The organism is Lysobacter sp. FW306-1B-D06B (assembly GCF_038446665.1).
GTDB lineage: Bacteria > Pseudomonadota > Gammaproteobacteria > Xanthomonadales > Xanthomonadaceae > Lysobacter_J.
Genome location: NZ_CP151802.1, coordinates 3164802 through 3186984, shown reverse-complemented (window position 1 = coordinate 3186984; position 22183 = coordinate 3164802). Strand labels below are relative to the sequence as shown.

Below are 22183 nucleotides of genomic sequence, written 5' to 3'. Positions count from 1 at the left end.
GCCGTGCGGGCTCCAGTGCGCGGCGGCCAAGTTCCAAGGAATGATCACGCGCGCCTCGACGGCGGCCGCCTCCGCCAAGCTCTCCCCGATGCTCACGCTCCTTCGAACCAGGCGCCAACGCGCTGAACTGGAATCCGCTGCCCGCTACCTTGGCCCCATCCGCCGGATGGTGCGCACGGCGGCGCTGGTGGCGCCGCCGCGACCTTGGCGTGCTGCCGGCGTCTTCGCTGTGCCTGCGCTCGAAGCGGTTGGGTTCGATCGGAACAGCGAATTGTTGCTCGTCGTCTCGGGCGAAGGTCGTGGAGTAATCGATTGCAGCACCGGCGAGAAGATCGCGCGCAAACACGGAACGCTTGAAGGTGAGCCGTCCGCGGGACCGCTGCAAGCCGTGGGCATCGGCCCGCTCGACGGACAGCAGATCGCTACCGCGGGGCGGCAAGGCGGGGGATTGATGCGGGTTACGCCCGATGGCTGGGCGTTGGAGATCGTCACGCTGGATTGGCCGAGGGCGGAAATACTGCTCGTGCCGCCACGCGCTTCGCTGTTCGCATGCCACGAAGATGCGGAAGCCAGCTTCAGTCGTATCGAGAGCCATCCGGAACTGCATGCCTGCGGGTTCTCGTTCTCGGGACGCAGTCTTGTAATCGCTGTCGGCGATGATCTTGCGATCTACTGCCGCGACTGACACGCCATCGTACTTTTTCGCCTGACGCCTCCTGTGCGGCATCCGGTCACTAGACTGGGTTGAGTTTCACGGGATATCGCAATGTACGACTTGCACTGCCATCTGCTTCCGGCCATCGATGACGGCCCGGCCGATCTTGAAACAAGCCTGGAAATGGCTCGCATGGCGGTTGCCGATGGCATCACCACGGTCGCGTGCACGCCGCACATCTATCCGGGGGTGTACGAGAATACGGCGCACGGCATCCGTGCGGCGATAGGCGCTTTCCAGTGCGAGTTGGATCAACGCGGAATCGCGTTGAGGCTGGTCGAAGGTGCTGATGTCCATCTCGCCCCCGACCTGATCGAAGGAATCCAGGCTGGACGCATCCCTACGATCGCCGGTTCGCGCTATCTGCTGCTGGAGCCGCCGCATCACGTCGCGCCGCCGCGCTTCGAAGAGACAGTGTTCGATCTGATGGTGGCAGGGCTGGTGCCCGTCATCACGCACCCGGAGCGTCTCAGCTGGATCGAAACGCATTTTGATCTGTTCGAGCGATTGGCCATGCGCGGCGCGTGGATGCAGATCACCGCCGGCGCGCTGACAGGTCGCTTCGGAAAGCGCGTGAAATACTGGAGTGAACGCTTCGTCGGCGATGGCATGTGCATGATCATCGCCACCGATGCACATCACCCGCGCCGCCGCCCCCCTTGCCTGATGGAGGCTCGCGAAGCCGCTGGCGCACTTGTTGGTGGCGAAGAGGCAACGAATCAGGTGGTGATCCGCCCACGTGGCATCGTCAACGACGTCCCGCCGAGTGATTTGCCTGCGGCTGCCCTGCGTACTTGCCCGCGCGACCAGCGCAATGCAAACGGCCCGATCCGCGCCAGTGTGTTTGGGCGGCTGTTAGGGCGCAAGACTGGGGTGTAAGCAAATGTCTAACTTGCATCGGAAGTGCGCGATGGTCGCGCATAATCCGGCGTTGCTCTTCTGCAGTATGGGTGCTGGGTGTTCCGCTGGATTCTCCGCGCAGGTCTCTTCGCCTGCATTTTGTTGTCATCTGCCTGTGTCAGTCACGCCGGGCGGGAGGAGCTGGATTCCCTGCCGGCAGCGGACTCGGTGGTCGATGCGCTCGGACGCAGTGAGTACCGAATAGGTCCCAGTGACTTGCTGACCGTGACGGTTTTCCAGGTCGATGATCTGAACCGCGAAGTGCGAGTCAATAACGCGGGACTGATCTCGCTTCCGCTCGTTGGTGCGGTGGACGTGGCGGGTCGCACGGTGGGCGAGATCGAGGAATTGCTTGCGGAGCGCTACAGCGAGCGTTATCTCCGTACACCGCAGGTCAGCGTCTTTGTCAAAGAGTTCTCCAGTCAGCGCGTAACCGTCAGCGGCGCGGTCAAGAAGCCGGGGATCTATCCAATGGCTTCGCGTCTGACGCTGGTGCAGTCGATTTCGCTTGCGGAAGGGCTCAGTGAAATTGGGAGCGAACGCAACGTTCTTGTCTTCCGAACCGTGGGCGGAGAACGCAAGTACGCGCGCTTCGATGTAAAGGCCATAAATCGCGGCGAGCAGCCGGACCCGGAGATCTACGGTGACGACGTCATCGTCGTCGATACATCGGCTGGGCGCCTTACCTTGAAGACGCTGGTCCAGTTGGCGCCCTTCGTCGCGGTCTGGAGGGCATACCAATGAACGCGCTAGTCGAAAATGCTCTGCCCGAGTCGGTGGATGGGGACGAGATCAACTTGCTCCAGTACGCGCAGATCCTGCGCCAACGCTGGAAATGGCTGGTGGGCGCTGCTAGTGCGACTCTCCTGATCTCAATTCTGTTCAGCCTGCTCGCGACACCGTCCTACCGTGCCTCGTCGACGCTGCAGATCGAACGCGACACGATCAAGGTCGTCGCATTCGAGGGGCTGGAGCCTACGGAATCGCCTCTCGATCGTGACTTCTACCAGACCCAGTACGAACTGCTGAAGAGCCGCTCGCTGGCGCATCGCGTCATCCAGGACCTGCGACTTGAGGATAATCCTGTCTACGCGAAAGAGGTTGAAGTGGCGGATGAAGAATCATCCGATCGAAACGGAGGAAAGCCCCTTTCGCCGGGGCTTCGCAAGCAGGCGCTGGAACTGGCACTGATCGAGCCGGTGCTGGAATCGCTGACGATCGAACCGGTCCGAAACTCGCGTCTGGTTCGCGTGAACTTTGACTCTACCGACCCGGATCTCGCGGCGCGCATCACCAATGCCTACGCGGACGCGTTCATCGCGACCAACCTGGAACGGCGCTTCCAGGCGTCATCCTATGCCAAGAAGTACCTTGAGGAGCGCCTCGCGCAGTTGAAAGGAAAGCTCGAGGATTCGGAGAAACAGCTCGTCGCATTCTCCACCCGGGAACAAATCGTTTCCGTAGGGGATGACAAGCCATCGCTGGATGCGCAGAACCTGGGCGACCTCAATGCGGCGCTGGCCGGTGCCCAGGGCGCACGGATGAAGGCGGAGGCGCTTTGGCGCCAGGCCAACAGCGGCGATGGCATGGGCCTTCCACAGGTTGTCACGAATCAGCTCATCCAGAAGTTGCGGGAGCAGCGGGCGACGCTGCAGTCGGAATACCAGAACAAGCTCGCCACGTTCAAGCCCGACTATCCGGACATGGTGCAGTTGCAGCAGCAGATTGAAGAGGCGACGCGCCAGATCCAGGCGGAAGTAGGTCACATCCGCACCGCCATCAAGATCGACTACGAAGCGGCGTTGGCGCAGGAAGGGCTGCTTAAGAACAGGATCTCGGGGCTGAAGGGCGACGTGCTCGATCTGCAGTCGCGTTCGATCCAGTACAACATCCTCAAGCGCGAAGCCGGGAAGAATCGCGAGCTGTACGATGCGCTGCTGCAGCGATACAAGGAAATCGGTGTTGCCGGAAGTATCGGTGCCAACAACATTTCGATCATCGACAAGGCCATGCCGCCCGACAAGGCGGCCTTCCCGCGAAGGCTCCTCAATACTGCGATCGGCCTGGTGGTCGGCTTGCTTCTTGGGGTGATGCTCGCGTTCCTCGTGCACTTTCTCGATAACACCGTCCACGACACGAAGCGCCTCGAGGATCTCACGGGCCTTCCGGTGCTTGGTGCGATCCCGCGTTTGGGAGAGGGCGAATCTCCGTCCGCGGCGTCCGCCGATCTTCGATCGCCGTTCTCGGAAGCTTATCGTTCAGTGCGAACAGCCCTGCAGTTCGCTACGACCCACGGGTTGCCGCGTAGCATGTTGATCACGAGCGCGGGGCCGTCCGAAGGAAAGAGCACCTCGGCACTCGAGCTGGCGCACAACATCGCGCAATTGGGCAAGCGCGTCGTGCTGGTGGATGCGGACCTTCGCGGCGCTTCCCTTCACAAGACATTGGGAATTCCGGCCGCAAAGGGGCTTTCCAGTCTCCTGTCTGGCGCTTGCAGTCCGTGGGATGCGGTACAGGAGCTTAGGGATCGAAGGTTCAGCGTGATTCCGTCTGGGCCTCTGCCGCCAAATCCGCCCGAGCTGCTGGGTGGCGGGGCACTTCCTTCCCTGCTGCAACAGCTTTACGAACGGTTCGACGTGGTCGTACTGGACGGACCGCCGGTTCTGGGGCTGGCCGATGCACCGCTCCTGGCCAATCATGCTGAAGCGACGCTGCTGATTGCCGCGGCCGAGTCGACACGCAGTGATGCCTTGCGCGCAGCGCTCCAGCGCTTGCAGTTTGCGCGAGCGCGTCTCGTAGGCACAGTTCTCACGCGATTCAACCAAGATCGCAGTGACAAGAGCTACGGCTACGGCTCCTACGAGTACGGCGGCAGTGCTGCCTGACGCATGGCGGGTCTGGCATCCGTGGTCAGGGGAGGGGTGGCGGCGTTCATAACCGCCTCCGTCGCGTGGGCGACACTCTGTCTGATGCGCGTCGAAGGCAACGTTGGTGCTCCACTGGGGCCCGATAGGCTTGTTGCCGCCGCTGGGCTGGCGCCGGGTGACCCGACAACTCTCCGTGCCGACGCCAAACGGGCATTGAAAGACAGGCCGGTCGATGGCCAGGCTTATCGCCTTCTCGCCCAAGTGGCGGACGCAGAGGGCAATCCTGCTCAGGCCGAGAGGCTGTATCGAGTGGCGATCAAACGCGATCCACGGGAGTGGGTCGCGCAGATGATGCTGACCGACACCGCGTTGTCGGCCGGAGCGGCCGGCGAAGCCGTCGAGCATCTGGATGCCGCGCTCCGGGTCGCTCCCTTCATTGGAAGCGACGTGCTCACGGCCTTTCTCCCGCACCTGTCGGATGCTGCGATACGGGACGCGATGGCAGCTGTTCTGGCGTCGAACCCACCGTGGGCAGGTTCGCTGATGACGGCATTGCGTGATCCCACCGTGCAGGCGGACCACGTCGAAGCCCTGATGGCAACCCTCTCAAGGCTGCGACCGTTGAACGAGACCGAGCGCTCGGTCCGCATCGAGGCCTTGGTGCGGCTGGGCCGTCCACGTGAGGCAAGGGCAGTCTGGTTTCAGTCGCTAGGACAGAGCGAACGGCGAGCGTCGAGTGATCTATACAACGGTGGATTCGAAGCCGCGGAGCAAGCCGAAGGGAGGTTTTCATGGCGATGGTCCTCGCAACCCGGCATGGACATTGCCGTGGACCGGACGAATCCGCACTCTGGATCGCAAGCATTGCGAATTGACTTCAGCGGAAGACCGGTCGAGCTCAAAGGGCCGGAGCAGTGGGTCGCGCTGGAAGCCGGAATCTACACATTGTCTGCATGGACATACGACACCACTGACACGACGCGTCCATTTCTATGGAAGCTGAGTTGTGCGTCGGGAACACAACTGGCGACCATCGAGCTATCGACCGTGAAGCCACCAAAGTGGTCGCAAGATCAAGCGCGGTTCGAAGTTCCCCCGAACTGCCCCATGCAGAGGCTGGTTCTCTCGCATGCATCTCGATCCATGGAGGAGCGTCGTCTGGGCGGATCGTTGCTCATCGACGACATCGTCGTGAGAAAAGTTCCATTGGCTTCCGCGGGCAGCTCTGCGATTCGGACGCAATAATGAAGTGATGGCCGAAGGCCAACCGCGGTGTGATTCCGATCTACGAGCCGGGCCTGGAGCCGATGGTGAAGGCCAACCACGCCGCGGGCCGGTTGAGTTTCACCACCGACGCCGCGGCGTCGGTCGCGCATGGCGACGTCATCTTCATCGCGGTCGGCACGCCGCCGGACGAGGACGGCAGCGCCGACCTCAAGTACGTGCTGGCGGTGGCGCGCACGATCGGCCAGCACCTGGAGCGACCGTCGGTGGTCGTCAACAAGTCGACCGTGCCGGTCGGCACCGCCGACAAGGTGCGCACGGAGATCGCGGCGCAACTGGCCGCGCGCGGCGCCGACCTGGCGTTCGAAGTCGCGTCCAATCCGGAATTCCTCAAGGAAGGCGACGCCGTCAACGACTGCATGCGCCCGGACCGCATCGTCATCGGCGCCAGCAGCACGACGGCCGTGGAGCGGCTCAAGCGCCTGTATGCGCCGTTCAACCGCAACCACGAGCGCATCGTGGTGATGGACGTGCGTTCGGCCGAACTGACCAAGTACGCCGCCAACGCGATGCTGGCGACGAAGATCAGCTTCATGAACGAGATCGCGAACATCGCCGAGCGCGTGGGCGCGGACGTGGAGATGGTGCGACAGGGCATCGGTTCGGACCCGCGCATCGGCTGGCATTTCATCTATCCCGGCGCGGGTTACGGCGGTTCGTGCTTCCCGAAGGACGTGCAGGCGCTGCATCGCACCGCGCAGCAGCACGGCTACGAAGCGCAGCTGCTGGGCGCCGTGGAAGGGGTGAACGATCGGCAGAAGGGCCATCTGATGGTGTCGCTTCGCAGTAGGTCCGATCGTGTCAGCGCGCTATTGATCGCGGGAACGTTCTTTGTGCTTGCACATAGTCTTCTTGAGAGCGGTTTGCTAGACAGGGATCGGCCCAGTTGGCTGGCACATTGCAAAGGCGGCCAGACCGCACTCTCTAACGCTCTCGCTCCGATTGTTCTCTGAGGCTGTCCTGGCGGGCGCGTACTCGCCGTTGCTCGCTGCCCGCGTTGGGCTCCAGGTGTTTCTCCCGCGCCGAGGCTACCGTCGCTTGGCCGATCTGGTGATCACCTGTGGAGGGCGCCTTCGACGTGCCAGACATGGCCGTCTTGGCTAGTTTGGTCGCTTGCCATTGAGGCGGGGAATCTACGTCTACAATGCGCCTTCACGATTCGTGCTTCGAGGCGAAGATGCAGGCCAAGGTAGTTATCGCCGTTGTCGGCCTTGGGTATGTGGGACTGCCGCTGGCTATCGAATTTGGTCGCCAGTTTAGAGTAATCGGATATGACATCGACTCGAGCCGGGTGGCCCAGCTGACGCAGGGCCTGGACATCAACGGCGAGGAGGGCGAGTTGGAAATTTCGTCAGCGCGGCAGTTGGCGCTGACGGATGATGTCTCCAGTCTTCGCGCGTGCAATGTTTTTATTGTCACCGTCCCCACGCCAGTCGATAGCCATAAGCGTCCGGATTTTCGCCAGCTTCTCGAAGCGAGTCGTGCCATTGGCCCTGCTCTCAAGCCCGGCGACACGGTGATCTACGAGTCCACCGTCTACCCCGGCGCCACGGAAGAGATTTGCGTACCAGAGCTGGAGCGCACCTCCGGCCTCGTCTTCAACCGCGATTTTTTCGTCGGCTACAGTCCGGAGCGCATTAATCCGGGGGACAAGCAGCGCAGGCTGGTCGACATTCCGAAGGTGACGTCCGGCTCGACGCCGGAAACCGCGGAATTCGTCGACGCGCTTTACCGCAGCATCATCAAGGCCGGGACGCACAAGGTATCCAGCATCCGGGTGGCCGAGGCCTCGAAGGTCATCGAGAACACCCAGCGCGACGCAAACATCGCGCTGGTGAACGAGTTCGCGTTGATCTTCCAGCGGCTAGGCATCGACACCACCGAAGTTCTGGAAGCGGCCGGCACCAAGTGGAACTTCCTGCCGTTCCGGCCTGGATTGGTGGGCGGGCACTGCATCGGGGTCGATCCGTATTACCTGATCCAGAAGGCGCAGGCTGCCGGCTATTACCCGGACATTCTCCTGGCCTGCCGGCGCATCAACGATGCGATGGGAGAACACGTCGCGACCGACGTCGTGAAGCTGATGATCCAGCGCGACATCGCCGTTGCCGGGGCGCGCATTCTGATCCTGGGGCTCACTTTCAAGGAAAACTGCGCGGATCTGCGCAACACGCGCGTGGTCGAGCTGGCGCAGAAGTTTAAGGAGTACCGCGCCGCTGTCGATATCCACGATCCGCGGGCGGATGCCGAGGAGGCGCGTGCGGCCTATGGCATCGAGCTAGTTGCGTCGCCCGAACAGGGCGCCTACGACGCGGTGATCCTCGCCGTGGCACATGACGAATTCCGTACGCTGGGGGTGCAGGGGGCTCGCGCGTTCGGCCGGCCGCATGCGCTGCTTTACGACATCAAGAGCCTGTATCCGCGCGACGGAGTGGACGCGCGGCTGTAAGCCGGTTCAGTCGAGCAGGGTGAGAACCAGTTCCGGCGGGCGCCCGATAACAGCGCGTCCGCCGTGCACGAAGATGGGGCGTTCGATGAGCCGCGGATGGGTGCTCATGGCGTCGATCAGGGCGGCTTCCGACAAGGATTCTTCCGCCAGGCCCAACGTGGCGTACTCCTCTTCTCCCGTGCGCAGCAGGGCGCGTGCCGGCAGGCCGAGCGCGGCGAGCAGTTCGCGCAGTTCCGAAGCTGACGGCGGCGTGTCGAGGTAGGCGACGACCTCGGGCGTGATGCCGCGTTCGCGCAGCAGTTCCAGGGCGCCACGGGACTTGGAGCAACGGGGGTTGTGGTACAGGCGTGTTCCGTTCATGGAGTGTCTCCCGAGGCGGAAAAGCAAAAGGCCGGCTTTCGCCGGCCTTTGCCTGAAACTGGTGGGCGGTACAAGTTTCGAACTTGTGACCCCTGCCGTGTGAAAGCAGTGCTCTACCGCTGAGCTAACCGCCCGTAAGGGCTGCGCAGTATAGCGCAAAGGGCCCCATGCTTGGCAACACCCCGCGTTTACCGGGGCCAGGGCACCGGGGAACGCAGCCGATCGTCGTGCCGGCCCCAACAATCAGAAAATTCCTGTTCCGTGAGGCTGCCGGGCTCAGCGAAACTTCAGTCCATGATACGAACTCTCCTTGTGGACGACCACGCGATTGTCCGGGAAGGCTTCAAACGCCTCTTCCACAACTCCGCACGCTACGAAGTCGTGGCCGAAGCCGGCGATGCGGCGCGGGCGCTCGAAATCCTGCGTTCGCGCCCCATCGACGTGGCCGTCATCGACCTGAGCTTGTCGACGGCCGACGGCGGCCTAGTTCTGTTGCGCGCGCTCTCCAAGCACATGCCGCATATCAAGCGGGTGGTGGTGAGCATGCACGACGACCCCGGTGTGGTGCTGCGCTCCCTTGACGAGGGCGCGCAGGGCTACGTGACCAAGAGCGTGGCGATTTCGGAACTGGTGAGCATCCTGGACCGCGTCATGCGAGGCGAGGTCGCACTCAGCAGCGACGTCAGCCAGGCGATCGAGCGACCGCGCGACTTCGGGCTCACGCAGCGCGAACTGGAAACGCTGCGCGGCCTGCTTTCGGAGCTTCCTCCGAAGGCGATTGCTGCGGACCTGGGCATCAGCGTGAAGACGCTCTATCGCCACCGCACCAGCCTCATGGAGAAGCTGGGCGCACGCACGCTGCCGGCCCTCGCGCGCGCGGCGCGGGAGCGGGGTTACCTGGGGATGCTGCACCCGGAGCTGTAGCCTCCGGCGGTCACCCGGCTTACTCCAGTTGCGATGCCGCGTAAGCGGCGTCCAGCGCCTCCATGGCGTCGATGGGCTTCAGTTTCGATGCCTTCTCGTACTCGCTGGCTGCGGCGTCTTCCTTCTTGTCGCCGTGCAGAAGCATCAGCACGTTGCCGTGCTCGATGTGGGCGATGGGCGAGTCCGGCGTCAGCTTCAGCGCCGACGCGATGTGTTTTTCAGCCTCGGCCGCCTTAGCCCCATAGGTCAGTCCGCCGATCATGGCGCCGACTTTGCCGATGATCTCGGCGTGATACAGCGCCATGGCCGTGTGCGCTTCGGCGTGCTTGGGGGCGAGTTCGAGCGCCGCGTCGAGGGCGTTGCGGACCTTTCCGGCGATGCCCGCCTTGAGGGCCTTTGCGATGCTCAAACCCTGGCTATAGCGGCCCAGGGCGAAGGCGTAGCGGTAATGGCTGTTGGCCTCGTCAGGCAGTGCCTTGATCGCCGCCTCGGCCAGCTTCGCTGCCTGCTCGAAACGCTTGAGTCGCTCGGCGTCGTCATCCACCAGATAGGTCGCGTGGATGCCCAGCGCCTTGACCGCCACCGAGGCGCCGACAACGCCCAGCGCCTGGCCGGCGTCGTGGGCCACTTTGAAATCGCCCCGGTGGAAAGCGCGCCAGGCCTCCTGCAATTGCAGGGCCAGGGCCTCGGCGTCCAGCCCCTTGGGCGCGGCCTTGCCGGCGTCGTTCAGCAGCGCGGCGGCGCGCTTGGCGTCGGGGTAGGGCTCTGCATCGCCGGCGTGCAACTTCGGCCAGGCCTTCTTCAGCGTTTCGCCGGTGTAGGCGAAGCCCGAAGAATCGTGGGGAAACGCGGCCCAGCTGGATTTGGCGGCCATCGGCAGTCCTCGTGAGGGTCGAGGGCGCAGCATCCCGCTTGCGGGCCGAGGCTGGCAAGAGCCGCGTAAGACGCGGCGCTAGTGTGTTTGCTCGATCCCGCGCCGGGACAGTGAGCCTGAGGCCGGGTCGTCCGGCCACGGAGGAATCCCACGGCAGCCCGTCGAACCTCATCCCGCGCGTCCAGCCAGACCTCCCTGCGCCATGTATGGCTGGCGGGGCTCGGCGTCGTCGCGATCTCGCGTCGCGAGATCCTGGCGGCACCCTCGCGCCTCGCCGCACGCGCCGGCGCGTGGCAAGGGGCGGCCCTGCGGCTGGCCGAGGACGCGCGCAGCCGCGTTCGCGAGGTACAGCCGCAAGTCGTGCGTCTCGGTGCGGACCTGGAGGCCCGCCTGGCGCCGGTGCTTGAGAAATTTGGACTGAAGAAGGCCCGCCGCACGGCGCGCAAGGCGACCCGTCCGGCGCATCGGCCCCAGGGGCGGCGTACCACCCGCAAGACTGCCAAGCGCGCCACGCGCCGGAAGTGAAGGGCTGAAGCGGGCCCGGGGGCTTCTCCCGGGCCGTGCCGCGGCTAGTCGATATAGGCCCGCGTCAGCGTATTGAGGTGCACGCGTTCCGCATCGCGCAGGAACGGCGCCAGCAGCATCATCACCTGCACGATGCCGTCGCGTATCGCGGCGTGCTCGTCCTTGTCGCCGCGTGCGGCCGCGTAGTTCAGCCAGAACGTGGCGATGACCAGCACGTTGGTCGCCGTGGCGGCCAGTTCGTCCTTGGAAGCGCGCATGATCCCGGCGTGCACCAGGCCCTGCATCACCGTGTGCGCCTGCTCGTCGGCCCGGCGCAGGATGCGTGCGAAACGCAGGCGCAAACGCCGGTTGCGGCTGAGGATCTCCACCAGGTCGCGATGCAGGAAGCGGTAATCCCAGATGCATTCGAACACCAGGTGCAACTGCAGCCAGATGTCCTCCAGCCCAGGCAGGCGACCCTGCGGCGCGGCGAGCGCGGCGTCCATGCGCTCCTCGAAGCGCGCGAACAGCTGCTCGATGATGTCGTCCTTGTTGCGGAAGTGGTAGTACAGGTTGCCCGGGCTGATCTCCAGCTCGTCGGCGATATGGTTGGTGGTGACGTTGGGCTCGCCGAGCGCATTGAACATCGTCAATGCGCTGTCGAGGATGCGCTGGCGGGTCTGCTTCGCCATCGGGTCGGGTCGTGGGGCGGGAAGGGAAGGGCGGCGCGCGGTCAGGCGTGCAGCTTCTTCACGAGGTCGACGTACTTCTGCTTGGCCTCGTCGCTGCACGTGCCCTTGAGCTTGGCCCAGGCCTCGTACTTCGCGGTACCGACGAAATCGAAGAAGCCCGGCTTGGGCCCGCTGATGTCGCCCTCCGAGCCCTGTTTGTAGAGCGCGTACAGGCGCAACAGCGTGTCGTTGTCGGGACGTTCCGGCAGCGACTGGACATCCTTGGCGGCTTGTTCGAAGGCAGTCTGCAGATCGGTCATGGCGGCGCCCTCCCGGCGGCCAGGATGGTGGCGGCATTACCGCACGCACCGTCGGGGTGGTCAATACGCCCGGGAATTGTGGCGCGAGCGGCCCTCTGGCAATTTAGGGGCTTGCCGCACGGCAGCGGCTCACGGTCAGGGAGAGAGGCATGAGTTACTTCGTCACCGGCGCCACGGGTTTCATCGGCCGCTTCCTCGTCACGCGATTGCTCAAGCAGCGCAAGGGCGCGGTGTACGTGCTGCTGCGCAAGGACTCGCGCAAGAAGCTCGACGCCATCGCGAAGAAGATGGCATGGGACATGAAGCGCGTGATCCCCGTCGAAGGCGACATGACGCAGGAAAGGTGTGGCGTCAGCGCCGCGCAGCTCAAATCGCTCAATGGGAAGGTGAAGCACTTCTTCCATCTGGCCGCGATCTACGACCTCACCGCCAAGCCCGAAGCGCAGCACGCCGCCAACATCGACGGCACCCGGCACGCGCTCGATCTGGCAGTGGCGCTGAAGGCCGAGGTGTTCCATCACACCAGCTCGATCGCCGCCGCGGGCCTGTACCCGGGCGTCTTCCGCGAGGACATGTTCGACGAGGCCGAAGGCCTGGATGATCCGTACCTTCGCACCAAGCACGAGTCCGAGGGCCTGGTGCGAAAGGAGACGCGCCTGAAGTGGCGTATCTATCGCCCCGGCATGGTCGTCGGCCATTCGCAGACGGGCGAAATGGACAAGATCGACGGCCCGTACTACTTCTTCACCTTCCTCAAGAAGCTGCGCGAGATGCTGCCGCCGTGGATGCCGATGCTCGGCCTGGAAGGCGGCCGCATCAACATCGTGCCGGTGGACTACGTGGTGGACGCGATGGACCACATCGCCCACAAGCCGCGCCTGGACGGGCATTGCTTCCACCTGACCGATCCCGAGCCCATGCGCGTGGGCGAAGTCCTCAACACCTTCGCCCGTGCCGGTCACTCGCCGGAGATGACCATGCGCATCGACGCGCGCATGTTCGCCTTCATCCCCGGCAGCGTGCGCGGCGCGGTGGCGAACCTGCCGCCGGTGCGGCGCTTCATCGGCATGCTGCTGCGCGATTTCAAGATTCCCAAGCAGGTGATGAAGTTCATCACCTATCCCACGCGCTTCGACAACCGCGAGGCCGAGCGCGCGCTCAAAGGCAGCGGCATCCAGGTGCCGGCGCTGGAGAGCTACGCCTGGCGATTGTGGGACTACTGGGAACGCCACCTCGACCCGGACCTGTTCGTCGACCGCAGCCTCAAGGGCAAGGTGCGCAACAAGGTCGTGGTGATCACGGGCGGTTCGTCGGGCATCGGCCTGGCTACCGCGCAGCGCGTGGCTGAGGCCGGGGCCATCACGGTCATCGTCGCGCGCGGCGAGGACGAACTGTTCAAGGCGCGCGACGCGATGAACGCCGCCGGCGGCAAGATCTTCGCCTACACCGCCGACCTGGCCGACATGGACGACTGCGACCGCCTGGTGAAGACGGTGCTGGAGGAACACGGCCGCTGCGACGTGCTGGTCAACAACGCCGGCCGTTCGATCCGCCGCTCGATCGAACTGAGCTACGACCGCTTCCACGATTTCGAGCGCACCATGCAGCTGAACTACTTCGGCAGCCTGCGCCTGATCATGGGCTTCATGCCGGGCATGACCCAGCGCCGCAAGGGCCACATCATCAACATCAGCTCGATCGGCGTGCTGGCTAACTCACCGCGCTTCTCGGCCTACGTGGCCTCGAAGGCGGCGCTGGATGCATGGAGCCGCTGCGCGCAGGGCGAACTGTCGGGCAAGGGCATCAGCTTCACCACGATCAACATGCCGTTGGTGAAAACCCCGATGATCGCGCCGACCAAGATGTACGACAGCGTGCCCACGCTGACGCCCGACGAGGCCGCCGACCTGGTGGTGAAGGGCATCATCGAGCGGCCCAGCCGCATCGCCACGCGCCTGGGCATCTTCGCCTCGGTCATCAACGCGCTGGCGCCGAAAGCCTACGAAGTGATCATGAGCACCGCGTTCGAACTGTTCCCCGACTCGGCGGCGGCGCGTGGCGACAAGGCGGCGTTGAAGGGCGAGGTGAAACCGAGCAGCGAGCAGATCGCGTTCGCGGCGTTGATGCGGGGCGTGCACTGGTAGTGCCGGCGACTCGCCCCTCTCCCTGGCCGCCTTCGGCGGCCTGTCCCTCTCCCACAAGGCGAGAGGGAGGTGGGTGACGGCGCTGCTTCCCGCTCTTCATCTTCCCTGCGGCAACCGAAGGGAGTGCAGAGCTGAGGACGTGCCAAAGGGCGGAGGCGGGCGCGCGCCGTGCAGCCGCGCTGCATCAATGACTCAATACGACCTGCACTGCAGGAACCGCACCTTCCGCTCGCTCCCCGCCGGTGGCTGCAACTGCAGGCGCGAGGCCCGCAGCGCGTCGTAGCGTGCGAGCACGCTGCAGACTTCCTCCACCTGGAGCTGGTCCACGTCCTCGCTCTGCTGGATCAGCAGCGTGGAGCTGGTCGACCACAGCACGCGTTCGACCCACGGCAGGGTCGTGATGGCCTGGATGACCTCGCCGCGTTCGAACTGGTCGCGGTTCGGATCGGCCGGCGGAGCGAGCGCGGGATCGGTTGCCGCCGGTGCGGCCGGCTTGGGCGAAGCGGTCGGCGCGGCCGGAGCCACCGACTGCGAAGGGGCCTGGGCCGTCACCGTGCCGTTGCCGATCATCGCCAGCACGAAGCCCACGAGCACGCCGATCACGACTGCACCCGCCCACGCCAATGCGGTTTCGCGCACGCTGCTGCGGCGCGCATTGGCGGTGATGTCATCGCGCAGCGAAGCCGGAAGCATCGGGCCGACCAGCGCCCACAACGCGTTGCCGTCGTAGAACTCCAGGCCGGCGGCGCTGCGGCGGGCGTCGGCATCGATACGCGCCGGGGTGGCGAGGATGCCGCCGGCGGCGGCGTTGAAACGCACCGCATCGGCCAGCTCGCGCACGCTGGCCACGCCCAGGCGCGAACGTGCACCGGCCAGCTTGCAGGAGAGCAACCACGGACGGCCGTCCAGGCGCAGGTGCACTTCCGCCTGCGGACCATGCTCGAGCGTCTGTTCGACCGACTCGGCTTCGAAGCCGCGCGAATGCAGGGCCTCGACCACCAGCCGCGCGAACTCGCGCCAGCGCATGGCGGCCAGTGCGTCGATGCCGGCCGCCGCTTCTTCCTGTCGCCGTCTCACCCGCCAGAGCCATGCCGTCGCCGCGGCGCCCAGCAGCAGGGTGACCAGGATCGCGATCGTCAGTGAGAAGCCGTCGAGCATGCACAAACCGGGAGAGTCGGAGGCTGGCGACTATACGACAGCCACGCGGCTTCCCGTGTGGCGCGGATCACGCGCGCGGGGCGACGGGCATAAGAAAGCCCGCCAGTCCGAAACCGTAAGGGGAGGGGAGCATACGGAAAGCGCGGACTGGCGGGCTTGTTGTGCGCCCGGTCGCGACCGGGCGGTGAAGCGGGTGGATCAGGAAGCGGGCTTGGCCTTGGGGGCCTTGCGCGGCGACTTGCGCGCGGCCGGCGACTGCGTCGCCTGCTTGCTGGCGGACTTGCGTGCCGGCGACTTGCGCGGCGCGGCGCCGCCCTGGCGGCGCAGTTCGGCGGTGAGCGCGTCGACGCGGCGGCTGAGGTCGTTGAGGTCGTCGCGGCCCGGCACGCCGAGCTTCACCAGCGCCCGCTGCACGCGATCTTCGAACACCTTCTCCAGACGGTCCCAGGTGTCCGACGCGCGCTCGCGCGCCTGGCCGACCCGGGAGCCGACGACATCGCGTACGGCATCGGCCTGGCCGCCGGCGAACCGGCGTGCGGTCTGCTCCAGCGACATGCCTTCCTTGATCAGCGCATCGAACAGCTTGGTGCCTTCGGCCTGCGCGCGCGAGAACGCGCCCACGCCGGCCAGCCAGATCTGCTGTGCCGACTCGCTCAGCTTGCTCGAGAGCTGCTCGGCCTGCTGTTGCGCGTCGTCCTTGGCCTTGGCGCGACCACGGGTGCCCGACGCGGTGGTCTTCTTGGTCGCCTTCTTGAACTTCGCCATGCGGATTTCCCCGGTGGGAGTGGCTGATGTCCCGTCACCTTCGCGCCGGGCTCTAGAGCTTTCACACCAAGCTCGCGGCGCAGTTCAGACCCACTCGCGCGAAGGCAGCGTGATCCGCCGCTGCGGCCGGCCCACCAGGTCGAGGAACTGGTTGAACACCGCGTCCGCCCGGGCCTGCATGCCGGCGATGTGGGCGCGGGTGTGGTGACGGATGGTGTCCACATCCGAGCGCGAGGGATCCAGCCCGCCCAGTTCGGCGAGTTCTTCGCGGTAGGCCGGATTGCGCAGCCAGCGCTCGATCAGCGCCTCGTCCATCTCCAGGTGGAACTGGAATCCGTAGGCGTTGTCGCCGTAACGGAACGCCTGGTGCTCGCAGCCCTCGGTGCGCGCCAGATGCGTCGCGTCGTGCGGCACCTCGAAGCTGTAGCGGTGCCACTGGAACACCGGCGAGGTCTCGCCCAGCGGCGCCAGCACCGGATCGCTGCGGCCGGCGTCGGTGGTGCGCAGCGGGTACCAGCCGATCTCCGGCTCATGGTGACGCCGCACCGGCGCGCCCAGCACATGCGCCAGCAACTGCGCACCCAGGCAGATGCCGAGCACCGGCTTGCCCTGTTCGAGCATGCGTTCGATGGCGCGCAGTTCGGTCTTCAGATGCGGTCGGCGGGCCTGGTCTTCGACATTCATCGGCCCGCCCAGCACCACCAGCCCGCGGTAGCGGTCGACGTTGGGTTCGAAATCCGGCTGCCGCTCGAAATTGGCGAAGCGGATGCGGTGGCCGCGCCTGCGGATGAGCCGATCGAGCGTGCCCAGCGGTTCGGCGGCGACGTGCTGGAAGACGAGCAGGCGGGGCATGGTGGAGCGGGGCGCGGGGAACGAACCGCGACTATGCCAAATCCGCCCGGGCTACGCGCGCGGCGCGAAGGCGATCAGCACGATGGCGAGGATGGCCAGCACGATCGCCGCGCGATTCCAGCCGCTGGTCTTCTCGCCGAAGGCGAACACGCCCACCAGCGTGCCCAGCACCACCACGCCGATGTTCATCGTCGCGAACACGACCGACGGGCTCTCGGCCAGGGCCTGATGCGCGCGCACGTAGAAGACGATGTTGCCGAAATTGAGCAGGCCCAGCAGCAGTCCCGCGCCGAGGTTGCGCGCGTCCAGCCGCGTGTGTCCGCGCAGGTGGCGCACCAGTTGCGCCACGAGCATCAGCACGAAGGCAAGGACGAACGCCACCTGCAACGCCGCCATCGACGGCGTTCCGGCCTGCGCGATGCGCTTGAGCATCACGTCCACGAGTGCGAAGCCGACCCAGACCACCAGCAGCAGGAGCCAGCCGCGTCGTTCGCCGCCGGCTGCCGGCGCAGCACGTTCCGGGCGCGCGACGATACCGGCGACCGCCAGCAATCCCAGCGCGAGGCCGGCCATCCGCTGCCCGTCGACGCGTTCGCCGAACAGCGTGAACGCCGCCAGCAGCGAGAGCAGGAGCGACAGGCGCTGGGCGACGTCGGTGCGCACGATGCCGGTGGCGCGCACGCTGGCGCCCAGCACGAGGAACAGCGAAGGCAGCACGACGGCAAGCCCGAGCAACGCCACCCAGGGCGTGTCGGGATGCGTGAGACTTTCCATCGGCGGGCGCAGCAGCCAGGCGCACAGCGCGCCGGCGGCGAGGTAATTCCAGGTGACGAGCTGGCCAATGTCGAGCCGTGCGCGCGGCGCGAGCTTGATTAGCACCCCGACCAGGACACTGCACAGGGCGCTGAGGAGGATCAGGTGCATCGATGCTTCGTTTGGTCCGTGATCGACGGCGGGCGAGGGATGATGCCATTGGCCGTGGCGGCGCGCAGGGCGTCTGTCATGCAGGACATCTCATCGTGCGCAGGGCTTCCCGCTCCGGTGAATCACCTCAACGTCATTCCCGCGAAAGCGGGAATCCAGGGACTTTTCACGCTCTTCCTCGAACGTTTGAGAGGCAGAAGCCTGGCTGTTGCTCTTCATACGAAACCGGCAAAGCATGAAGCGTCCCTGGATTCCCGCCTTCGCGGGAATGACGGTGAAACAGCTCTGCGGTCGGAGGGATGCCCTTTCGCATCCCCGCGTTACGGACCGTAGCCCCCGCTCTATGCCCTGATGAGGCGAGCGGAGGCGACGGTCATTCGCCGCGACGACTCAGCGCGGCTTCGGCCGGAATCCGCCCGGCTTGCGCGGCCCGGCACCGTGCGGGCGCGGCCCGCGCGGCGGCGGCCGGCGATCGTCATCGAAACCGCCGCGCTCGTGGCGACCGTGCGGACGCTGCCCGCCGTGGCTGCCTTCGCCCGGCCGGCTGATGCGCAGCTGCTGGCCCGCCACGCGCACGCGCTTGAGGTGGTCCATGACCTCGCGCGGCATGCCCTCGGGCAGGTCGATCAGGCTGTGGTCGTCGCGGATGTCGATGCGGCCGATGTAGCGGCTTTCCAGCTCGGCCTCGTTGGCGATCGCGCCGACGATGTTGCCCGGCTTCACGCCGTGCACGTGGCCGACCTCGATGCGGAAGGTTTCCATGCCCGCTTCCGGGGCCGCGCGGTCGCGCGGCGCACGCTGCTCGAACGAGCGCGACGGCGCCTCGTCATCGAACATCGACTCGGCGGCATTGACCGGACGTTCGTGGGCTGGGCGTTCGTGGTGACGCTCGACAGGCCGTTCGCTGGACGGACGTTCGATCACCGGACGCTCGTACGCCGGCGGCGTGAACTGGCGGTCGGCGTGGCGCGGGCGATCGTCGCGCTCGGGGCGCGGCTCGCGCGCCGGGCGGCGGTCGTCGCGTTCGAAACGCGGTTCGCGGCGCTCGCGGTGGCCGTCGCGTTGACCCTCGCGCGGAGCGCGATCGAAACCCACCTGCGCATGCGGCCGCAGCTTCTCGGCGGTGACGTCCAGCAGCAGCGGCATGTCGCCCTGCACCAGCTTGGCCAGTGCGGCGGCGATTTCGACCGCGGGCACGTTCTGCTCGCGCTCGTAGCGTTCGACCAGGTCGCGGAACTGCGCCAGGTCATTGCCTTCCAGCGCGGAGGTGATGCGGCCGAGGAAGCGGTTCACGCGCTGCTCGTTGACCGTTTCGACGGTGGGCAGCGCCATCGGCTCGATCGGCTGGCGCGTGGCGCGCTCGATCGCGCGCAGCATGCCGCGTTCGCGCGGCGTCACGAACAGGATCGCCTCGCCCTTGCGCCCGGCGCGGCCGGTGCGGCCGATGCGGTGGACGTAGCTTTCGGTGTCGTAGGGGATGTCGAAGTTCAGCACGTGGCTGATGCGTTCCACGTCCAGTCCGCGCGCGGCCACGTCGGTGGCGACCAGCACGTCGATCTTGCCGTCCTTGAGGTTCTGGATGGTCTTCTCGCGCTGCGCCTGCTGCACGTCGCCGTTGATCGCGGCCGCGGCGATGCCGCGCGCGGCCAGCTTGTCGGCCAGCTCTTCGGTGGCTTGCTTGGTGCGCGCGAAGACGATCATCGCGTCGAAAGGTTCGGCCTCCAGGATGCGGGTGATCGCATCGAGCTTGTGCACGCCGCTCACGCCCCAGTAGCGCTGGCGGATGTTCGCGGCCGTGGTGGTCTTGGCCTTGATGGCGATCTCGACCGGGTCTTTCAGGTAGGTCTGGGCGATGCGCCGGATCGGCGGCGGCATGGTCGCCGAGAACAGCGCGACCTGGCGCGTCTCCGGCGTCTTCTTCAGCACGGCCTCGACGTCGTCGATGAAGCCCATGCGCAGCATTTCGTCGGCTTCGTCGAGCACCAGGCAGCGCAGTTCGGACAGGTCGAGCGAGCCGCGCTCCAGATGGTCGATCACGCGGCCGGGCGTGCCCACCACGACCTGCACGCCACGCTTGAGCGCCTGCAACTGCGGGTAGTAGCTCTGCCCGCCGTAGATCGGCAGGACGTGGAAGCCGGGCAGGTGATGGGCGTACTTCTGGAACGCTTCGGCGACCTGGATGGCCAGCTCGCGCGTCGGCGCCAGCACCAGCGCCTGCGGCTTGTGCTTGCCCGGTTCGATCTGCGCCAGGATCGGCAGCGCGAACGCGGCGGTCTTGCCGGTGCCGGTCTGGGCCTGGCCGAGCACGTCGCGGCCTTCCAGCAGCGGCGGGATGGTGGCGGCCTGGATGGGCGAGGGTGACTCGTAGCCGACGTCGCTCAGTGCCCGCAGAAGGGGCTCGGACAGGGCGAGGTCGGTGAATTTCAGGGACGGGGCATCGTTCGAGTTGGGCGACTCGGCGCTCATGGGGGAGGACTCGGCAGCGCCGGCGTTCGCCGGTCGGAAGACCGAACATTCTAGCGCAGCGGGGTGTGTTGGCCGTGTGGGGCGGGTTTTGGAGACGCCGTGGCGGTTCGCGTGGCGCCTTCGTAGGGCTGTCGTCCCGTCTTGATCGACAGTCCCGCGTCCAACGTCATCCCGGCGAAGGCCGGGACCCAGGCCCGTGGACGGTGGGCACTCCCGCTGCGGCAAACCACCTCACCGTCATTCCCGCGGAGGCGGGAATCCATGGACTTTCCACGCTTCACCTTGGGCAAGTCAGATACAACGGCAGGACTGTCGCGTTCCACATGCCATCACGAAGGCATGGAACGTCCTTGGATTCCCGCCTTCGCGGGAATGACGGGGGGAGTTCCCCCTGGTGGGAGTGCCGCTGGATGAAGTCTGGATCCCGGCCTTCGCCGCGATGACAGCAGTGCAGACGCTTGCGCGATCAGCGCGACACCACGGCAGCACCCCGGACATCCTTCTCCACGCGCCCATCCTTCATCACGAACTGCACCTGCTTGAGCACCGTCACGTCGCTGAGCGGATCGCCGTTCACCGCGATCAGGTCCGCGCGCTTGCCCACGTCGAGCGAGCCCACCTGGTCGGCCAGCCCGAGCAGGTCGGCGGCGTTGACGGTCGCGGCCGCGATCGCGGTCGCCGGCGTCATGCCGTGCGCAACCATCAGTTCGAATTCGTCCGCGTTGCGCCCGTGCAGGCTCACGCCGGCATCCGTGCCGAAGGCGATCTTCACGCCGGCGGGCACCGCGCGTTCCAGCGCCTTGCCGGTGATGCCGATGCGCCATTCGATCTTCTCGCGCACCTCGCCGGTGTAGGCGTCGGGATTCTTCGCCAGGCGCTCCCGGTAGCCGTTCACGGTGGACAGCGTGGGGACGTAGTACGCGCCGGTCTGGCGCAGCAGTTTGAGGTCGGCATCGTCCATCAGCGTGCCGTGCTCGATCGAATCCGCACCCGCGCGCAAGGCCAGGGCGATGCCGTCCGCACCGTGCGCGTGCACGGCGACCTTCTTCTTGTACAAGTGCGCGGTCTCGACGATCGCGCGCGCCTCGTCGTCGAACATCTGCTGGCCCAGGCCCGCGCCGATGCGGCTGTTCACGCCGCCGGTGGTGGCGATCTTGATCACGTCCACGCCGCGCGCGACCTGGCGGCGTACCGCCTTGCGGCAATCGTCGGCGCCGTCGCAGGTGTTGCCGTGCACGTCGAGCGCCGCGTGCAGATCGTCGCGGAAGCCCAGCGTCGGGTCCATGTGGCCGGAGGTGGTGGAGATCGCGTTGCCCGCATCGACGATCCGCGGTCCCGGCAGCTTGCCCGCCGCCACCGCGTCGCGCAGCGCCAGCGTCACGCCGTCTTCGTCGCCGAGGTTGCGCACGGTGGTGAAGCCGGCGGCCAGCGTCTTGCGCGCGTTCACGGCGGCCTCGTACGCGTGATCGGCCACGCCCTTGGAAATGCCTTCCAGCTGGCCTTCCACGCCGGCCTTGTCGGAGGTGAGGTGGACGTGGCTGTCGATCAGGCCCGGCAGGACGAAGCGGCTGCGCAGGTCGATGACCAAGGCGTTGCCCGCGTTCGGGAACGCCGATGCGTCCACGAAGCCATCGCGCACCGCCTCGACCCGGCCGCCGCACACCAGCAGCGTGCTCGCGCCGCGCGGGGCATGGCCGGGGCGGTCGAGCAGGCGGCCGGCCTGGACGAGGCTGCACGAGGGCGCCGCGGACGGTGCCTGGGCGACGGCGGCGGACGCGCTCAACGCGAGCAGCACGGCGCCGGCAAGCGCCGGACGCAGCAGGCTGGAGCGGGACGCGGCATGGCGTGTGGTGTGTTCGCCAGTAGCGGCGTGCGTGCGGGCGCGCGTGGTCATCCGGTCGTATCCCCAATGCGACGGTAAAGGCGCAGCATACGCGGCCGTGCCAAGGCGGACCGCGACCTCCGTCGTGCCGCATCGGTCGGTTCGCGCGCTTGCCGGGGATTCA

Annotated in this window: 18 protein-coding genes, 1 tRNA gene and 1 pseudogene; 9 read left to right on the top strand and 11 right to left on the bottom strand. The window is 66.2% G+C overall.

Annotated features, from left to right (window positions below; genetic code table 11):
- Positions 1 to 40: 40 nt before the first annotated feature.
- The 7 genes and pseudogenes from AAFF32_RS14740 to AAFF32_RS14710 all read left to right on the top strand — a co-directional run bounded on the left by AAFF32_RS14740 (position 41) and on the right by AAFF32_RS14710 (position 8215).
- Positions 41 to 685, top strand: coding sequence for a hypothetical protein (locus AAFF32_RS14740; RefSeq protein WP_342315594.1), 645 nt, complete (start codon positions 41 to 43; stop codon positions 683 to 685).
- Positions 686 to 766: 81 nt separating this feature from the next.
- On the top strand, positions 767 to 1594 hold the full coding sequence (locus tag AAFF32_RS14735; protein ID WP_342315593.1) for a CpsB/CapC family capsule biosynthesis tyrosine phosphatase: 828 nt from the start codon (positions 767 to 769) through the stop codon (positions 1592 to 1594).
- Between the two features lie 78 nt (positions 1595 to 1672).
- Positions 1673 to 2359: a polysaccharide biosynthesis/export family protein gene (locus tag AAFF32_RS14730; protein WP_342315592.1), complete on the top strand. Its 687-nt coding sequence runs from the start codon at positions 1673 to 1675 to the stop codon at positions 2357 to 2359.
- Positions 2356 to 4500, top strand: a complete 2145-nt coding sequence (locus tag AAFF32_RS14725; RefSeq protein WP_342315591.1) for a polysaccharide biosynthesis tyrosine autokinase — start codon at positions 2356 to 2358, stop codon at positions 4498 to 4500. The genes AAFF32_RS14730 and AAFF32_RS14725 overlap by 4 nt, the downstream gene beginning before the upstream one ends.
- Positions 4501 to 4584: 84 nt before the next feature.
- On the top strand, positions 4585 to 5727 hold the full coding sequence (locus tag AAFF32_RS14720) for a tetratricopeptide repeat protein (RefSeq protein WP_342315590.1): 1143 nt from the start codon (positions 4585 to 4587) through the stop codon (positions 5725 to 5727).
- 20 nt (positions 5728 to 5747) lie between these two features.
- Positions 5748 to 6719, top strand: a pseudogene (locus AAFF32_RS14715) (UDP-glucose/GDP-mannose dehydrogenase family protein); the annotation flags it as partial.
- 224 nt (positions 6720 to 6943) lie between these two features.
- The gene (locus AAFF32_RS14710) at positions 6944 to 8215 is read left to right on the top strand and encodes a nucleotide sugar dehydrogenase (RefSeq protein WP_342315589.1); all 1272 of its coding nucleotides are present in this window, start codon (positions 6944 to 6946) and stop codon (positions 8213 to 8215) included.
- A gap of 6 nt (positions 8216 to 8221) precedes the next feature.
- Here AAFF32_RS14710 and arsC read toward each other — a convergent pair whose 3' ends face one another.
- On the bottom strand, positions 8222 to 8575 hold the full coding sequence (gene arsC / locus AAFF32_RS14705; protein WP_342315588.1) for an arsenate reductase (glutaredoxin): 354 nt from the start codon (positions 8573 to 8575) through the stop codon (positions 8222 to 8224).
- Between the two features lie 59 nt (positions 8576 to 8634).
- A tRNA-Val gene (locus tag AAFF32_RS14700) sits at positions 8635 to 8709 on the bottom strand.
- 178 nt (positions 8710 to 8887) lie between these two features.
- Here AAFF32_RS14700 and AAFF32_RS14695 point away from each other — a divergent pair.
- Positions 8888 to 9499, top strand: coding sequence for a response regulator transcription factor (locus AAFF32_RS14695; protein WP_342315587.1), 612 nt, complete (start codon positions 8888 to 8890; stop codon positions 9497 to 9499).
- Between the two features lie 19 nt (positions 9500 to 9518).
- Here AAFF32_RS14695 and AAFF32_RS14690 read toward each other — a convergent pair whose 3' ends face one another.
- The 3 genes from AAFF32_RS14690 to AAFF32_RS14680 all read right to left on the bottom strand — a co-directional run bounded on the left by AAFF32_RS14690 (position 9519) and on the right by AAFF32_RS14680 (position 11868).
- A complete protein-coding gene (locus tag AAFF32_RS14690) occupies positions 9519 to 10373 on the bottom strand; it encodes a hypothetical protein (protein ID WP_216967194.1) in 855 nt (284 codons plus the stop codon).
- 569 nt (positions 10374 to 10942) lie between these two features.
- Positions 10943 to 11569 (bottom strand): TetR/AcrR family transcriptional regulator, encoded by a 627-nt coding sequence (locus tag AAFF32_RS14685; protein ID WP_216967200.1) that lies wholly within the window; start codon positions 11567 to 11569, stop codon positions 10943 to 10945.
- A gap of 41 nt (positions 11570 to 11610) precedes the next feature.
- Positions 11611 to 11868: an acyl-CoA-binding protein gene (locus AAFF32_RS14680; RefSeq protein ID WP_216967203.1), complete on the bottom strand. Its 258-nt coding sequence runs from the start codon at positions 11866 to 11868 to the stop codon at positions 11611 to 11613.
- Between the two features lie 149 nt (positions 11869 to 12017).
- Here AAFF32_RS14680 and AAFF32_RS14675 point away from each other — a divergent pair, with 149 nt between their 5' ends.
- On the top strand, positions 12018 to 14012 hold the full coding sequence (locus tag AAFF32_RS14675) for an SDR family oxidoreductase (protein ID WP_342315586.1): 1995 nt from the start codon (positions 12018 to 12020) through the stop codon (positions 14010 to 14012).
- A 192-nt stretch (positions 14013 to 14204) separates the two neighbouring features.
- Here AAFF32_RS14675 and AAFF32_RS14670 read toward each other — a convergent pair whose 3' ends face one another.
- The 6 genes from AAFF32_RS14670 to AAFF32_RS14645 all read right to left on the bottom strand — a co-directional run bounded on the left by AAFF32_RS14670 (position 14205) and on the right by AAFF32_RS14645 (position 22071).
- A complete protein-coding gene (locus AAFF32_RS14670; protein WP_342315585.1) occupies positions 14205 to 15170 on the bottom strand; it encodes a restriction endonuclease in 966 nt (321 codons plus the stop codon).
- A gap of 198 nt (positions 15171 to 15368) precedes the next feature.
- Positions 15369 to 15935, bottom strand: coding sequence for a phasin family protein (locus AAFF32_RS14665; RefSeq protein ID WP_342315584.1), 567 nt, complete (start codon positions 15933 to 15935; stop codon positions 15369 to 15371).
- 84 nt (positions 15936 to 16019) lie between these two features.
- Positions 16020 to 16787 (bottom strand): gamma-glutamyl-gamma-aminobutyrate hydrolase family protein, encoded by a 768-nt coding sequence (locus AAFF32_RS14660; RefSeq protein ID WP_342315583.1) that lies wholly within the window; start codon positions 16785 to 16787, stop codon positions 16020 to 16022.
- A 51-nt stretch (positions 16788 to 16838) separates the two neighbouring features.
- Positions 16839 to 17711 carry an EamA family transporter gene (locus AAFF32_RS14655; RefSeq protein ID WP_216967218.1) on the bottom strand — a complete coding sequence of 291 codons (873 nt, stop codon included), beginning with the start codon at positions 17709 to 17711 and terminating at the stop codon, positions 16839 to 16841.
- 390 nt (positions 17712 to 18101) lie between these two features.
- Positions 18102 to 20177: a DEAD/DEAH box helicase gene (locus AAFF32_RS14650; protein WP_342315582.1), complete on the bottom strand. Its 2076-nt coding sequence runs from the start codon at positions 20175 to 20177 to the stop codon at positions 18102 to 18104.
- 466 nt (positions 20178 to 20643) lie between these two features.
- Positions 20644 to 22071 (bottom strand): amidohydrolase family protein, encoded by a 1428-nt coding sequence (locus AAFF32_RS14645; protein ID WP_342315581.1) that lies wholly within the window; start codon positions 22069 to 22071, stop codon positions 20644 to 20646.
- Between the last annotated feature and the right edge of the window lie 112 nt (positions 22072 to 22183).

Coding starts and splice junctions, on each gene's coding strand:
- AAFF32_RS14675 (WP_342315586.1), top strand. CDS start 12,018: ATGAGTTACTTCGTCACCGGCGCCACGGGTTTCATCGGCCGCTTCCTC.
- AAFF32_RS14690 (WP_216967194.1), bottom strand. CDS start 10,373: ATGGCCGCCAAATCCAGCTGGGCCGCGTTTCCCCACGATTCTTCGGGC.
- AAFF32_RS14660 (WP_342315583.1), bottom strand. CDS start 16,787: ATGCCCCGCCTGCTCGTCTTCCAGCACGTCGCCGCCGAACCGCTGGGC.
- AAFF32_RS14655 (WP_216967218.1), bottom strand. CDS start 17,711: ATGCACCTGATCCTCCTCAGCGCCCTGTGCAGTGTCCTGGTCGGGGTG.
- AAFF32_RS14670 (WP_342315585.1), bottom strand. CDS start 15,170: ATGCTCGACGGCTTCTCACTGACGATCGCGATCCTGGTCACCCTGCTG.
- arsC (WP_342315588.1), bottom strand. CDS start 8,575: ATGAACGGAACACGCCTGTACCACAACCCCCGTTGCTCCAAGTCCCGT.
- AAFF32_RS14725 (WP_342315591.1), top strand. CDS start 2,356: ATGAACGCGCTAGTCGAAAATGCTCTGCCCGAGTCGGTGGATGGGGAC.
- AAFF32_RS14650 (WP_342315582.1), bottom strand. CDS start 20,177: ATGAGCGCCGAGTCGCCCAACTCGAACGATGCCCCGTCCCTGAAATTC.
- AAFF32_RS14665 (WP_342315584.1), bottom strand. CDS start 15,935: ATGGCGAAGTTCAAGAAGGCGACCAAGAAGACCACCGCGTCGGGCACC.
- AAFF32_RS14735 (WP_342315593.1), top strand. CDS start 767: ATGTACGACTTGCACTGCCATCTGCTTCCGGCCATCGATGACGGCCCG.
- AAFF32_RS14710 (WP_342315589.1), top strand. CDS start 6,944: ATGCAGGCCAAGGTAGTTATCGCCGTTGTCGGCCTTGGGTATGTGGGA.
- AAFF32_RS14645 (WP_342315581.1), bottom strand. CDS start 22,071: ATGACCACGCGCGCCCGCACGCACGCCGCTACTGGCGAACACACCACA.
- AAFF32_RS14680 (WP_216967203.1), bottom strand. CDS start 11,868: ATGACCGATCTGCAGACTGCCTTCGAACAAGCCGCCAAGGATGTCCAG.
- AAFF32_RS14685 (WP_216967200.1), bottom strand. CDS start 11,569: ATGGCGAAGCAGACCCGCCAGCGCATCCTCGACAGCGCATTGACGATG.
- AAFF32_RS14720 (WP_342315590.1), top strand. CDS start 4,585: ATGCGCGTCGAAGGCAACGTTGGTGCTCCACTGGGGCCCGATAGGCTT.
- AAFF32_RS14740 (WP_342315594.1), top strand. CDS start 41: ATGATCACGCGCGCCTCGACGGCGGCCGCCTCCGCCAAGCTCTCCCCG.